We start from the raw sequence: 15,315 nt of genomic DNA on the forward strand, positions 1-15,315 counted from the left end.
GCGTTTTTCGTGATGACTCATTACAGATAAACTACTGATTACTCTTCTTCATGGCGCTTTAGCCAATCACCACTTTTGATTTTAGGCAGGCCTTCAACTGAGTGTTTATAGAGATAAATCCACGCATTACCGTAAGGTGTTGGAATTAACTCACGCTCATAATCTTGTGAATTTTTCTTCAGTTCGTCTAACTCTGTCAGAATAGACGGATTGATACGATAAACCTCGCATTCAATCGTCCCATTCCCTCTGATAACCGCTGGATAATATCCAAGGTCATACAGTTCATAGCCTTCTAGCTTATGCTCACCTAGCAGCTGAGCATAAGTCATCCAGTGATGATTCCCTTGCTTGCGCCTTAAACTGCCATAAACAATGATACGCATATATTAAAACTCGAATTGATAAAGCAGGTCCAAAGCCTGATTAACGCCAGAAACAGCTTCTAAAAACAGTTTCGGCATGACCCTATAGCGTAAAGTGAGCGTCGCTAAAGAATCAAATATGCCAACTCCATACTTAACTTGCAAGTCGTTCGTAATTTTCCCACTCACAACCACTTTCGAACTGTCACCCACACCTTGGGTATCGACGGCTAAATCTGATACACCAAATGTCTCACCAATTTTACCCACCAACTGACCGCTTTGTGCAACGCCCAATCCAATCAGCATTGAGGTCATTTGTGATCCATTCGCATCCCCGCTATCGAGCCCTTCCCCTCTTAACAGATAGGAAAGCGCCTCTTGCTGGGTTTTTGCGGGCTCAGAGAATATCTCAACTTTTGGTTTATCGGCAAGTCCTGTGACCTTCACACCGGCAATCACATCATCGGCCGTGTTTTCAGGATTACGAATTGCTTCTAAATTTAAGAACGGTTGATCAGCAGGTCCCGAGAATTGAATCAGCCCTTTACGCACAATCAAGTCTTGTCCATAAGCGCGGAAACGTCCTGATGGAATATCTACCTGGCCATTTAAGCTTAACCCTTGTTTATCCTGAGCAACTTTTAATAACCCAGTTAACCGAGCTTTTAATCCAAATGCATCCAGACGTACATCGTTGCCAATATTAATATTCAAATTGGTTTGGATTGGGATCGATTGCTGTTTCGGATTGATCGGTTTTAGCTGGTCATCCAGCATCACCACATCCGAAGACGCACTCACCGCAGATTCAGGCAATTCTTGCACCGTAATACGCGCCCATGGAATAGTTACGCTACCATTTAAGGTCAACAATTTCGGTGATGCTTCCAGAATCAAATCGGGCTGCACATCAATTTTGATCATTGGCGGCAGAGAAACTCGTAAGTTATTCCCTCTCGCCAGTACTTTAGCTCGCCATGCATCAATGTTGCGCCAATCCGCATCACCATCAATATTTAGGTAACCCTCTGGCGTTTTGATCTGCCCAGTCATGACTGAACTGGTACCATTAAAGTTAATCGCTAATTGGCTATTTTGTATATCAAACGGGATCAACCCAGACTTCACTTCTAATCCAGATAATGTGACATTACCGTTCATTAGCGGGTTATGCGCCGAACCACCGACACGTAGATTTGCATTCAGGTTTCCATTCGCAATATCTTTTTCGCCAAGTAACGGTTTAATTAAACCTAATGTAATGGCGTTAATTTCAATGTTGCCGGAGAGTAAGCGCTTTCTTTCGAGGTCAGAAATTTGCACATTACCTTTAAATTGGCCGTTGTCTGCAATCTTCAACAGCCAATTCAGATCCGCGCGACCATTCTTCATACCCGCATTTAATGTCAGCGTATCAAACGCGATAGGTAAACGAGCACCATCAACAAACTGCACGACTTTGACCCCATCACCGCTCAAATCCACTTTCACTTGCGGCAGGCTACCATCCGCTTTCCAGATGGCATTTGCACGCCCAGTGAATACCCCATTTACGCGAGTATCACTTGGCATAAACGGTTTGATCATCGCAAGGTCAAAACGTTCTAATACAATGTCAGCGCTACCACTTTTACCTGCTTTAACAGGCTTCGGCACACACACGCGAGCATTCGGGTTGACCCAGCAATGGCTACCAATGACCACTTCTTGAGTTGTGTTATTGTAGTTCAAGGACATGGCTTGATTCAGACGCCATTCCCCAACCTCAGTATCAAATAAGGTATTGCTTAAGTTACCTTTCCATACTTCCGTTTGGCGATCAAAGCCCCCTGCCAGTGCGAGCTGTCCAGAAACGGGTTTCCCTGTCACATTCAGTTTTAACGTATGCTGTTTTTCAGTACCTTTAGCATCTAGCGTTAGGTTACTAATGGCTAAATCCGCTTGGCGCAATCCACGCACCACCACAGATAAATCACCTTTGATTTGGTCACCCGTTGCTACGTTACCTTTAATGGTGGTGGTCTCAACAGTTAAATCTTGCCATCTCACGCCACGCGCCGTTAAATCCGCCAGCGCTTGTGGGGCCTGTAAATCACCACGAAGTTTTAAATCCCCGATGATCACACCACCTAGTCCAGGCACTAATCCATTCAACGCTGGAGCATTAATTTTGGCATCAAGATTCCATTTATCCGCTAAAGAGCCCTTCACATTCACACTGTTTTTGCCCAGCAAGAGATTAAAATCTGGGATATTCCATTGCCCTGCGGCATTTCCTTTAGCTTGCCCACGCGCCTTTAAGATGTGCTGTTTAACATTACCATCTAAGGTGATTTCAGGGATCTCTAACTGCCAGCTTCCACCATATAGGCTGCCTCGCGTGGCAATTTTCCCTTCAACTTTCGCTGGCCATTCTGGATATTGCTTCGCCGTATTAATACCTGATAACGTCAGCACCATATTCCAGCTAATAGCTTTACTCCAATCTGCCACCCCTGATAGGTCTGCATTACCTTGCAGCGCAGATAAGCGTAAACGGGTTAAATCAATTTTTTCCTCGTTCCCTTTCGCATCTAATAATAACTTAGATGGCGGTAGGTCTTGTCCCGTGATGGCTGAACGTAATGAAAGGTCATAGCTAGAAGGGCGACCATTTAATCGTAAGCGAGTGTCATCAAACTTATATTGGCTTTCTCCCACCAGCGGCCAAGTTAATTTTTTGCTTTCTAAAGTCAACTCAATCGGAAAATCTGCCTGCGCTAAATCGGTCTGAGCTTCTAGTGTCGCCGTAATTGGACCATTCAGATTCAATGCCAGCATCAGCTCATCCATCAGCCCACCTTTAAGCGTTAAATCGACTTTCTGTCCATTTAAATCTTCAAGGCGGCTTTCACCAATAACGGATAGCGCGACTGGCCATTTTTCTTGCAAAGAAATCGATCCAGAAACCGCAACATTACCTTGCGGTGCATCGACTTTTAGCTGCTTTAATAAAACATTCTGCCCTTCATTTTCTAACTTCAAATTCAGGCTATTAATCGTAATGTCTGTGTCGCCTTTTAATTGGAAATTAGAGGCATTGATCCCTTCAACATTCAAGTCAACCGGTAGGATAATTTCAGGTAGCTCCGCTAATAGCGGCTTAGAAAATAACGTTTTAAGCTGATCACCAAGGGACGGCTGCTCACCTTCAGGCACGACGGGTTCAACTGGTTTTGTCGTCTCAGCCGGCTCACTAGGCGGTAAGCTTATAGCAAGGTTAATAATATCGGTTGGCGTGATTTCGATAGCTCTTTTTTGCCATGTGATCCCTGTGGCGAATTTGTCGAGATCAATCACAGTACCATCGACATTAACATGAGTATCAACCAACGCTAATTGAGCCAAACGAATGGTTAGCGGGGCATTAAGTTCTGTTAGCGGCTCAGAAGGCGGAGTTTCTTCAGACGGCGGGAATTGGCTAGTATCCACATTCACCATCACGCTTTCTGTGGATAAATCATCAATGCAGACTTCACGGCTGGTCAGGCACTTTAAACGTAATGCAAGGTGGATTTTCTTCGCATCCACATCCACACCTGGCATTTGGTACTTCACGCCAGAGAGCGTTAAATCGTTAATATCACCATCAATGGAGCCAATAGTCAGTTCAGGTACAAAACGTGTGGCGGAGTTCAACGCAAAATGCAGACCCGATTTGGTACCCAAAACCCAATACAGTGCACCAACGACCAGAACTAACAATAATAAAATGGTGATTGCAATCCACTTTAGCCATTTCATCCATTTCATAGTTCTGTCCCCAATCCGATGTAAAACTGAATTTTGTTATTATCTGGGTCACCAATAGGCTTGGCTAAATCAAATTTAATCGGTCCAACTGGAGAAACCCAACGGATCCCCACACCGGCGCCAGTTTTAAAATCACTATTTTTGAAATCGTCTACCGCTTCACCACTATCAATAAAGGTAGCCCCCCACCAGTTACCCGTGAAATTATATTGATATTCGACGGATCCAACTGCCAGCTTAGATGCCCCGGTGAGCTTGCCGCTACTATCTTCTGGGGAGATTTTTTGATAACCATAACCACGGACACTACCGTCCCCCCCTGCGAAGAAACGTAAGTCTGGCGGGACTTTGTCAAAGTTATTGGTTTCAATCCAACCAAGGTTTCCACGTACGACAAATCGATGTCCTTCCCATGGAGTACGGATCCACACATTCTTGGCTTGTAATACCAGGAAGTCGATATCCGAACCCCATATTTTATTGGAGTAATCGATAGAATAGCGCTGGCTATCACCCCAGGTTGGCATCACGCCACCTTTTTGACGAATTCGGCTGACGTTTGCCCCCGGATACAGCAACATCGTGGTGTTGGTCACATCCGCTTGGGTAAAGTTACTCAACATCCAGCGCATATTCACGCCATACTGCCAACCACTTGAATAATCCCAATTACGAGACACGTTCAGTGTGGTGGTATTCGATTGAGTATCGTTCAAATCCGTGCGTTTGAACCCACCTTGAATCGCATAATATTGCTCTAGAGGATTCGCTTTGAGTGGAATTTTGTAGCTGGCATCAATCAGCTGTTCCGGCTGAGAGAGACTAATGCTGGAGGTTAAACTTTGTCCCCGTGAGTTTATCCACGGCTTGTTCCATATCGCTTTTACGCGAGGCCCCACATCGGTCGCGTAACCACCACCCAACTCAAGGAAGTTTTGCGCTCTTGGGATCATGACCCCTTCCATGGGTAATAGATCCGTATGCTCCTCACGAGCTTTTTGAATATTCGGCGTGACTAGCGCAGAGTTAAACCACCCTGTCGATGCCAAACGTTGGTTATATTCGGCGAGCTGTTCTGACGTGTAATACTCCCCTTCTTTAAAAGGAGAAAGGTTTTCGAGGTAATCCTTGCGAATTTGTGAGCCTTCAAAGGTTAATTTACCAAAACGGTAACGCTCACCACTGTTAAAATCAAAATCCCAATAAGCAGCATGATGATCAACAGAAATGCCTAGCTGGCTTTTTTCCATCATGGCATCGAAATACCCTTTACGGATAGCTAGGCTGCTAAATTTACCTTTGAAGTCTTCATAGTCACCATCATTTTGGATGATGCCATATTTCGGCGTGCTTTTTTTCAGCATCTTGGCGTAATCAGGGTCTGTTTTCGCTCCCCCTTCTAACACCACATTGACACCTTGTAGAAGAATAGGCTCCCCCGGAGAAACCTTGGCCGTCAAAATTGAACGTGCTGGCGGGGTTTTCTCTTCATAGCTAAATTCTACTGTAGGTTCATAATATCCCAGTGGTTTTAACCCTTCACGAATCGCTTTTTCTACTCGAGCACGAAAACGTCCATTTGCAACGACTTCATCTTGTGAAATATTAGAAAGCTGAATACGGACATTCTGGTTGAGTTGCCCTTCAAGCCCTTCAATATTAAGGCGTAGATTCGCAGCAAATACCGCTGGTACCGCCGTTGTTAGGCATACTACACAAAGGGTAAGATATTTCGACACGCCTGCTCCTAGGGTGATAGACAATTTGGCTTATTATTCAACAACGACTTATTTTGAGTAAAATAGACCACTGACACAAGTTTTTATCCCAATTTTTACTTTATTTCTATACAGATTGTATTTAGGAATCGTTATGACTTTTAATCAATTTCAGTCCGATAATGAATTTCAAGCACTTCCGGGGCGTCACTCGTCAATGGCGTTGTCACCTTACCATGCAGTGACCCATCATTCGATTGAGATTATTCCTAAGAATATGGAAATTGCTTATTTTGCAATGGGTTGCTTCTGGGGTGTGGAACGATTATTTTGGCAACAAACGGGAATTTATACGACATCTACAGGTTACAGCGGTGGTCTCACACCGAATCCAACCTATGAAGAAGTGTGTACCGGATTAACCGGACATACTGAAGTCGTTCGCGTGGTGTTTGATCCAGAAATCATTTCATTTGCTCAGCTGCTAACGCTATTTTGGGAAAACCACGACCCAGCCCAAGGCATGCGCCAAGGTAATGATATTGGTACCCAATATCGCTCTGCTATTTATACAGCATCAGATGAACAGTACCAACTGGCGATACAAACCCGCGAAGCTTACCAACAGGCGATGGCTGAAAAGCAGGATAACCGCCCGATTACCACCGAGATTCGACCACTCGAAACCTTCTATTTTGCTGAGGATTATCACCAGCAATATCTGTATAAAAATCCCAACGGCTATTGTGGGCTTGGTGGCATTGGGGTCTGTCTTCCATCTTGAATGACATTATAATGACGAATATATAGCCAGATAAAATAGGCTAGTGCTATACTTAGCGCGATACCCACCGCGCTAAGGCGCTAATTAATATTGAAATGGAATACCCTTACATTGCCTTTAGGATTTCAATAAGTGACAATTCACTACCTAGAGGGTTGGATAATTTATGCTAAACAGTTTACTTATCGTTCTTTTATTATGTGCAATCAGCGCATTTTTTTCGCTGTCCGAAATTTCATTGGCAGCTTCTCGCCGTATTAAATTGAAGTTAATGGCCGACGAAGGCAACATTAACGCCGCTCGCGTTCTCAAACTACAAGAAATGCCAGGCATGTTTTTCACCGTCGTACAAATTGGCTTAAACGCCGTCGCGATTTTGGCTGGTATTGTGGGTGAATCTGCATTCGCTCCTGCATTGCAAGAGCTATTCATTAAATTCTTATCCCCGGCATGGGCACAGCAAACCGCTTCTATCCTGTCATTTACCATCGTAACCAGCTTATTTATTCTGGTGGCTGACTTAACACCAAAACGTATTGGAATGGTAAAACCTGAAGCTATCGCTATACGCATTGTTAACCCAATGCGTTTCTGCTTAGTGGTGTTAAGCCCGCTCGTATGGTTCTTTAACGGCTTAGCGAACTTATTTTTCAAACTGTTCAAATTACCCACTGCACGTAATGAAGACATTACTTCTGATGATATCTTTGCTGTTGTTGAAGCGGGCGCTGTCGCTGGGGTGTTGCGTAAACAAGAGCACGAACTTATTGAAAATGTGTTTGAACTTGAGTCCCGTACCGTTCCATCTGCGATGACACCACGAGAAAACATCATTTTCTTTGATAAAGACGAATCTGAAGAGAGCATCAAACACAAAATCTCTACTCAGCCACATTCGAAGTTTTTAGTTTGTGCAGGGGATATCGACCATGTGATTGGTTATGTAGATTCCAAAGAGCTCCTCAACCGCGTATTAAATGGTCAAAGCCTGAGCTTACGTGACGGTGTACATATCCAGAACACATTAATGCTTCCGGATACCTTATCCCTGTCTGATACCTTAGAAGCCTTTAAAAATAGTGGCGTCGATTTTGCCGTTATCCTGAACGAATATGCCTTAGTGATGGGAGTTATTACCATCAATGACGTGATGATCACTTTAATGGGTGACTTGATTGGTCCGGGGCAAGAAGAGCAAATTATTACCCGTGATGAAAATTCATGGTTGGTTGATGGGGGAACGCCAATTGAGGATGTTCAACGTATCCTTGATATCGACGAATTCCCAGATTTCAGCAACTACGAAACCATCGCAGGCTTTATGATGTATCGCTTGAGAAAGATGCCGAAACGCACTGATTATGTGAAATATGCGGGCTACAAATTTGAAGTGGTCGATATTGATAACTACAAGATTGATCAACTGCTGGTCACGCGTATCACGAATACTCCGTCCGCGGTTGTGGTTCAGCCAGGTACTGCAGGTAGTGAAGATACGTCACATACTCAAAATAACCACTGATAGCCAATATGAACACGCCACTGTCAGTGGCGTTGTTATTAAGGCGCTTGAAGGTTGTTAGCCTAACACTTAGCTGGCTAATAGCTTGTTTAGCCCAACTCAGCTCGCAGTAATACCACTTGTTTGTTCACTTCATTCATTACATTGTAATGCGTTTTATCAGTCACTTTTGGCGGTAAAATCTTCCCATTATTGAATTCGAAAGCCCCAAAATCCTTAATGTAGAGCCTACCTCTGAATAGTGTTTTCACGTATAGAGCAATTTTCGATGGGTTATAATGCTTAAAAATTTTCATTAGAACTGATCTCCATGTTGTTCTGACGATACCTCACTGCATATCGTTCAATAATCATAGACTAGAAAATTTTGTTTTGGTTCGAAAATTGCAATTTTATTCAAAATGCTGACACAACATGACATTGTCAATATACTGTTAAATCATACTTAAACCTCATTTTTATGCTGAATTTTACGATTTTGTTAATTTTCATCTTGCCACTCATCCGATGAGCTATGCTATAACTAGCAGCACCAGAAATCCTCACCCTATACACAACAACGACAATGATTTCTAAAGGTACCTTTATGATAAAAAAACTGCTTTTATTAACCTGCTTGTTAGGTTTATCTTCGACGGGATTCGCGATTAATCTTCAATTAAATCAACCTGTCCCCGCCGTTACCGTCACAGATAAAGGCGAATTACAGTTAGATAATGCGGGAAAATTCAATTACCAACCGTGGAAGAGCCAGCAACTTGCCGGTAAAGTTCGCACCATTCAACACATTGCTGGACGCTCTTCAGCCAAAGAGCTTAATGCTCCGCTTATCGAAGCGATTAAACAAGCCAAATTCCCTCACGATAAATACCAAACCACCAGCATTATCAATACGGATGATTCAATTTTTGGTACCGGTGTATTTGTAAAAAACAGCGTGGAAGACAGCAAGAAAGAGTTTCCTTACTCCCAATTTATTGTTGATAGTGATGGTGTTGTGAAGAATGCATGGAGCCTTGCGCCAGAGAGTTCCGCCATTATCATTCTCAACAAGCAAGGTAATGTCTTATTTTATAAAGATGGCGCACTAACACCTCAAGAGATCAATAAAGCCATTAGCGTGATTGTCACCGAATTAGAAAAGCCATAATTAATAAAACCAACATTCAACAGATAAGAAAAGAGCCACTCCGGCTCTCGTTATCATAAACATAATGTTTTCCTGAGCGTCGACTGATATTGACGCTCAGGAATTTGTTTTACTATCATGAGTTCCTGCTGAACATAACCGTAAAAGCACATCACAATAAGATTAAAATTCAGCGGATTATTCTAAAACAACCTCATTCAATATTGTGCATAAAATAGACTAAATTATGCATTCCAACGAACAGTGACACAAAAGCCTCCTTCCGTGACATTATTAAACGTCACATGGAGATGGTGTAACTGAGCCACGCGTTTAACAATTGATAACCCTAAGCCACTGCCTGTTTTTTCTTGTCCCGGTGGTCGATAGAAACGCTCCCCTAAGCGCGCTAATACCTCAGAAGAAACGCCAGCACCATCATCTTTCACTTCCAGATAATGACGATACAAATTCACTTCAACCTTGCCTTTGGCCTTACCATAGCGGATAGCATTGTGAAGAAGATTTCTTAAGAGTACGGACAATAAAAGTTTCTGCCCTTTAAAAGGCGGCGGCGTTTCAACAATCGATATTTTCAACGCTACCTGATTTTGCCGGGCTTCCAGCTCGCTCTCTTTAACGGCTTGCTCAATTAATTCCTGCCAACTCACTTCACTCACATCATCTAATTGATTAGAAGACTCTAAGCGGGATAAGGTTAATAGCTGATCCACTAGCCGAGTGGCTCGGTCAATCCCTTCTGAAAGATTAGCCACTGCATGTTGGCGAATCGCCTCGTCATTTCCAGCAATTTGTACCACTTCGGTTTGGACTTTCAGTGCAGCAAGAGGGCTACGCAGTTCATGGGCAGCATCAGAGGTAAATTGCCGTTCACGAACAAACATGTGATTTATTTTGTCGAATAATCCGTTCAGAGAATCTAGGATTGGCTTTGCTTCACTAGGAATTGTCGGCACCATCACTGGGCTCAGCTCATCCGGCTTTCTCTGCCGTAGCTGTTTAGCCACATCCCGCAGGGGTTTTAATGCTCGAGTGAGCAACCATAAAAATACGATTAACATTATCGGCAGTGCCACCAGCCACGGTATGAGCTGGGAAAACATAATGCTATTAGCCATACTTTGGCGGTATTCCCATTCTTGCCCTACTGCAATAATATATTGATTATCAATAGATTTAAGCCAAACAAAGCGCCACTCATCATCACTACCTTTGAGTGTTCCCTCGCTGAATCCTTCACGCGTAAATTGAAACTCGATTTTACGTCCATTATCCCCATCATTGAGCACCATTTCGCCACTCGGAGTAAAAATCGCAAACGCCAATGCGTCATCGTCTTGGCTTCCCCGATTTTTCCGCAATAACTTTTTGGTTTTACTCAATGATGCTTGAGGCAAGTCGATATCCGTCGGTAACACGGATAAGCGCTTTGCAAATACCATTTGTTGAGTATCAAACAATTCATTAATGGTTTTATAGGTTTGATACCACGCCAATGAGCTAGCAATTCCCCACGTCATTACCGCGAGGAGCAATAACATCAAAGTCAATTTGAGCCTTAAGCTGAATGTTTTCATGCTTCATCACCCAGCCGATAACCAACACCATGAACAGTTTGAATAAACTTACTGCCTAATTTACGACGTAAGTGGTGAATATGAACTTCAACCGAGTTACTAGAGACTTCTTCATCCCAGTTATACAACTTTTCTTCTATCGCACTACGGGACAGCACTTTTTTCGGGTTGTGCAAAAATAATGATAATAGCGCCAGCTCCTTACCCTTCAACTGCACAGGATTTCCTTGATAAGTGACCGTCATCGCTAAAGGATCCATCTCCACGTCACCATGTACCAAAGTGGGTGATAGCTGCCCACTGCGCCGACGGATCAGCGCTTGCAAACGTGCCGCAACCTCCGCTAGCGCAAACGGCTTACACAAATAATCATCAGCCCCTTGCTGTAATCCATTCACCCGTTGCTCAAGGGCATCCCGCGCAGTCAGAATCAAAACAGGCTCATCACGCCCTTGCTTGCGCCAGAACTTCAAAATATCCATACCATCAATATGCGGAAGTGATAAATCCAGCACGACAGCATCATAAGGGGCATCAAACAAAGCTTGTTGACCTTGTTTACCATCCATAAACCAATCAAGGGTAAACCCCAATTGTGTTAACCCTACTTTTAGACCATCGCCAATTAATCGATCATCTTCTATTAATAAAATACGCATACTCAACCTCCGCATCGAATATTGTTATATTTATCTTATTAAATTCATGATGACCAGTGGTGATTGTCCAAATTAAAAATATATTTAATTAATTTGAGTTCTTAAGATCCTGTTAAGATTTACTTGGTTAAATACAGCCCATAGACCAAATTTCTGGTTACTTGTGGAGAAACAAAAATGAAAAAATTACCTTTAATCACCTTAATCGCTGCCCTTGCTACCGCTCCTGTTTTTGCTGCTACTGGTGGTTTTTCAGGTCCTGGTGAAGTCGCCAACACCACTAACACTGAAACCATGAGAACCCAAGAAGGCGGTTTTAACGGACCGAATGCAAGTGAAACAACGGTTGCAAAAGCCCTTGAATTATCTGACAACAGCTGGGTTGTTTTACGCGGTAATCTCGTTAAACAACTGGACAAAAAACATTACGAATTCACCGATGGCACAGGCACAATCACCGTTGAAATTAGCCAAAAACGCTTCAATGGAGTGAACGTCACGCCAAAAGATAAAATCGAAATTCGCGGTGAAGTTGATAAAGACTGGAATTCTAAAGAGATCGACGTTAAACAACTGCAAATCATCAAATAATCCACCTCGATAAAAAGCCAGTAATACAGCCTTACTGGCTTTTTATTATTTACTGTCTATTTTCCCTTTCTATTTATAGTGCTAGATTAAATTTATCTTATCTCTGCGCGACTTATTTATGAAACAACTTCAAGTTAGGAATATCAGCGAAAAATTACTGTCAGATAATTGGTACATTCTCAAAAAATATACCTATGAATTACAGCGACACGACGGTTCTTGGCAAAAACAAGAGCGTGAAGTGTATGACCGTGGCGATGGCGCTGTCATTTTGCTGTATAACACATCCAAAAATAGCATTATCTTGATCCGTCAATTCCGTATGCCAATGTACGTTTCTGGATATAAACAGTTGCTGATTGAAGCCGCTGCCGGACTACTTGAAGGCTCTTCCCCTGAAGCAAGGATTATTGCTGAAGCCGAAGAAGAGACTGGCTATAAAATTGATAATATCGAAAAGGTGTTTGAAGCCTTTATGAGCCCAGGCTCCGTCACGGAAAAGCTGCATTTTTACATTGCCCAATACAGTGATAAAGACCGCCAAAGTGATGGTGGCGGACTCGCTGATGAAGGTGAAGATATTGAGGTTATGGAATGGTCATTCCCTAATGCGCTTGCCGCTATCAAAAATGGTGAAATCATGGATGGCAAAACCATTATGCTTATTCAACATCTCGCCTTAAGCGGAATTCTAAATCCAAAAAATAGTTAATTTTTAAAGGGTGAAAATAGCATTTTTGCCCTTCTACTCTTAAACCATTTTATATAGTCATCATTAAACGATTTCTTTGCTATTTATTTTTCTATTCTCTTTCTTATTTTCATACTTTATTCTCTTATTTTTTATAAATTACAATTTATTACACTTTCCATTACCGAGCATCTAAACTTGATAATAAAAAGAATAAAATAGAGTTTATTCCATCAAAAAAGAATTATCTTTTATCGCTTTGATTTAAATTAAAAAAACATCAAATAAACCCATCCAAAAACAATCATCGATAAAATTAAAAAGTCTATTTTTTCAATAAAATACTTTCACTTAAAAATATTAACTTTGACCTTGCCATTAAAAAACTTTAGATTTAAAGACATCCTATTTTCTGAACTTCACTATTTTTCGTTAAGGTAAAAATCGAAACACTGAATATTATCTTAGTTATTAAGCAATATTATTCTTAAGTTAAGGAGCTAAATAAGATGATCCGTTGTATTCGTATGTGGACAGGTGAAGACGGTAACTCTCTGTTTGAAGAAGGCACCATTGAACTGAATGGTGTTGCTCGTGGAGATGACCAAAGCCCTGTCATTGCCGTCAGTGAGCTCACCTTCCGCGAAACCGTTTCAGGTGGCTCGTGGGATTGGCATAAAGACCCCGTTCCTCGCTATGTAATCACCCTCACTGGTACCTTAGAGTTCGAAACCAAAGATGGCTCCACATTTATTATCAAACCAGGTGACATTCTGCTTGCTCAAGACAACACCGGAACAGGACACAAATGGCGTCTGATTGGTGATGAGCCTTGGAGACGCGCTTATGTGGTGTATCAAGACGGTACAGACTTGTGTTTCACTCCGAATAAAAAATAGGGATTTCCATGACTAAACCCATTGCAGAAAATGTTGATATCGCGCTAATCGGTGCGGGGATCATGAGCGCCACGCTCGGCACTTTTCTTAAAGAGCTGGAGCCAAATCTCACTATCGCGATATTCGAAAGATTAAATGATTGTGCCCAAGAGAGTTCCCATCCATGGAATAACGCGGGAACAGGTCACGCAGCAAACTGTGAAATGAACTACACCCCGCCAAACCCTGATGGCACGGTAGATATCAGCAAAGCCCTTGAAGTAAACACTGAATTTGACCTGTCTCGTCAGCTATGGTCTTACTTAGTCACCAAAGGCAAAATCAAAAATCCACGGGACTTTATCCACCCTTGTCCGCACATGAGCTTTGTGTCTGGTGCAGACAACATCAAGTTTTTACAACAACGTTTCCGTCAAATGTCTGCCCATCACTGTTACCACAATATGGAATACAGCGATGACCTAAAACAGATTGATGAGTGGGCGCCATTAGTGGTTGAAGGCCGAGATCCTAATGAAAAAATTGCGGTTACCCGTGTCGTTACTGGGGCTGACGTAGATTACGGTGCCTTAACCCACTTATTGATGGCGCAACTGAGCGAACAGAACGGGTTTTCTCTTCACTATAAACATGAAGTGATTGATGTGACACAGACGCCTGATGGGCGCTGGAATGTGGAAGTGAAGAACCTTCTGACCCACGAAAAAACCATCACGTCCGCAAAATTTGTGTTTGTGGGAGCCGGTGGTCGCGCCATTGAATTACTGCAAAAATCCGGTATTCCGGAAGGTAAAGGCTATGGCGGATTCCCTGTGAGTGGAATTTGGTTGCGCTGTGACGATGAAAAAGTGGCGGCTCGCCACCACGCCAAAGTTTACGGAAAAGCCGATAAGGGCTCACCACCTATGTCTGTACCGCATTTAGATACCCGTATCATCGGCGGAAAACGCTCTTTACTGTTTGGTCCGTATGCGGGTTTCTCGAGTAAGTTCCTAAAACATGGATCTTATTTGGATCTGTTTGATTCCATCAGACTGAACAATATTGAACCGATGCTTGCCATCGCGAAAGATGATTGGTCGTTGGCTGAATATCTTGTGGGACAAGTGCTGCAAACGTCTGCCCATCAATTCTCTATGCTGCAAAAATTCTATCCTGATGCGCAGCGTGAAGATTGGAAAGAAGTGGTCGCGGGTCAACGCGTTCAGATCATTAAACCAGATCCAGTGAAAAAAGGCGTATTGGAGTTCGGTACTGAGCTGATTACGAGTGCAGATAAATCGTTCACCGTATTAATGGGCGCATCACCGGGTGCATCGACTGCTGCGTTTATCGCGCTCAACGTACTGAAAACCTGCTTTGCAGATCAACTCTCTGCGGATGGTTGGGAAGCACGCCTGAAGACTATCATTCCAACTTATGGAATTGATTTAAAACAGGATGCAAAAGCATGTTTAGATATTCGTACTGCAACGGCTAAAGTGCTGCAATTAGATAACTAAACATTAAATCATGTTGTTCAAGTCGGGGAAGTTAATCATTAGCTGCCCGACTTTTTATTATC

13 protein-coding genes are annotated in these 15,315 nt (G+C 42.8%); 7 read left to right on the forward strand and 6 right to left on the reverse strand.

Annotated elements, in window-relative coordinates:
* Window positions 1-38: 38 nt before the first annotated feature.
* From HFU86_RS17935 to tamA, 3 genes are read right to left on the reverse strand one after another with little or no spacing between them, the layout of a single operon-like run.
* Entirely contained in the window at window positions 39-386 is a 348-nt protein-coding gene (locus tag HFU86_RS17935; RefSeq protein WP_132496352.1) for a gamma-glutamylcyclotransferase family protein, read from the reverse strand.
* Between the two features lie 3 nt (window positions 387-389).
* On the reverse strand, window positions 390-4,160 hold the full coding sequence (tamB, locus tag HFU86_RS17940; RefSeq protein ID WP_282551775.1) for an autotransporter assembly complex protein TamB: 3,771 nt from the start codon (window positions 4,158-4,160) through the stop codon (window positions 390-392).
* On the reverse strand, window positions 4,157-5,899 hold the full coding sequence (gene tamA / locus HFU86_RS17945; protein WP_036948997.1) for an autotransporter assembly complex protein TamA: 1,743 nt from the start codon (window positions 5,897-5,899) through the stop codon (window positions 4,157-4,159). Before tamA ends, tamB begins: the two co-directional genes overlap by 4 nt.
* 133 nt (window positions 5,900-6,032) lie before the next feature.
* Between tamA and msrA the strand changes: the two genes are divergently transcribed.
* Window positions 6,033-6,662 (forward strand): peptide-methionine (S)-S-oxide reductase MsrA, encoded by a 630-nt coding sequence (gene msrA / locus HFU86_RS17950; protein WP_132496350.1) that lies wholly within the window; start codon window positions 6,033-6,035, stop codon window positions 6,660-6,662.
* Window positions 6,663-6,828: 166 nt separating this feature from the next.
* Window positions 6,829-8,184 carry a hemolysin family protein gene (locus HFU86_RS17955; protein WP_132496349.1) on the forward strand — a complete coding sequence of 452 codons (1,356 nt, stop codon included), beginning with the start codon at window positions 6,829-6,831 and terminating at the stop codon, window positions 8,182-8,184.
* A gap of 89 nt (window positions 8,185-8,273) precedes the next feature.
* Here HFU86_RS17955 and HFU86_RS17960 read toward each other — a convergent pair whose 3' ends face one another.
* Entirely contained in the window at window positions 8,274-8,480 is a 207-nt protein-coding gene (locus HFU86_RS17960; RefSeq protein WP_036948988.1) for a DUF1107 domain-containing protein, read from the reverse strand.
* 290 nt (window positions 8,481-8,770) lie between these two features.
* Here HFU86_RS17960 and HFU86_RS17965 point away from each other — a divergent pair, with 290 nt between their 5' ends.
* Window positions 8,771-9,334 carry a YtfJ family protein gene (locus HFU86_RS17965; RefSeq protein WP_132496348.1) on the forward strand — a complete coding sequence of 188 codons (564 nt, stop codon included), beginning with the start codon at window positions 8,771-8,773 and terminating at the stop codon, window positions 9,332-9,334.
* 224 nt (window positions 9,335-9,558) lie between these two features.
* On the opposite strand, the gene qseC is transcribed toward HFU86_RS17965, so the two are convergent.
* Both qseC and qseB read right to left on the reverse strand, forming a co-directional pair.
* Entirely contained in the window at window positions 9,559-10,911 is a 1,353-nt protein-coding gene (qseC, locus tag HFU86_RS17970; protein ID WP_132496347.1) for a quorum sensing histidine kinase QseC, read from the reverse strand.
* On the reverse strand, window positions 10,908-11,570 hold the full coding sequence (gene qseB, locus HFU86_RS17975) for a quorum sensing response regulator transcription factor QseB (RefSeq protein WP_036948983.1): 663 nt from the start codon (window positions 11,568-11,570) through the stop codon (window positions 10,908-10,910). The genes qseC and qseB overlap by 4 nt, the downstream gene beginning before the upstream one ends.
* Before the next feature lie 177 nt (window positions 11,571-11,747).
* On the opposite strand from qseB, the gene HFU86_RS17980 reads away from it, so the two are divergent.
* The 4 genes from HFU86_RS17980 to mqo all read left to right on the forward strand — a co-directional run bounded on the left by HFU86_RS17980 (window position 11,748) and on the right by mqo (window position 15,253).
* Window positions 11,748-12,161, forward strand: a complete 414-nt coding sequence (locus HFU86_RS17980; RefSeq protein WP_132496346.1) for a YgiW/YdeI family stress tolerance OB fold protein — start codon at window positions 11,748-11,750, stop codon at window positions 12,159-12,161.
* A gap of 118 nt (window positions 12,162-12,279) precedes the next feature.
* Entirely contained in the window at window positions 12,280-12,873 is a 594-nt protein-coding gene (locus tag HFU86_RS17985; RefSeq protein ID WP_187129776.1) for an NUDIX domain-containing protein, read from the forward strand.
* 488 nt (window positions 12,874-13,361) lie between these two features.
* A complete protein-coding gene (locus tag HFU86_RS17990; RefSeq protein WP_036948974.1) occupies window positions 13,362-13,751 on the forward strand; it encodes a cupin domain-containing protein in 390 nt (129 codons plus the stop codon).
* Window positions 13,752-13,759: 8 nt separating this feature from the next.
* A complete protein-coding gene (gene mqo, locus HFU86_RS17995; RefSeq protein WP_132496344.1) occupies window positions 13,760-15,253 on the forward strand; it encodes a malate dehydrogenase (quinone) in 1,494 nt (497 codons plus the stop codon).
* Window positions 15,254-15,315 lie beyond the last annotated feature (62 nt).

It is taken from the genome of Providencia sp. JUb39, from assembly GCF_012272845.1.
Lineage (GTDB): Bacteria > Pseudomonadota > Gammaproteobacteria > Enterobacterales > Enterobacteriaceae > Providencia > Providencia lanzhouensis.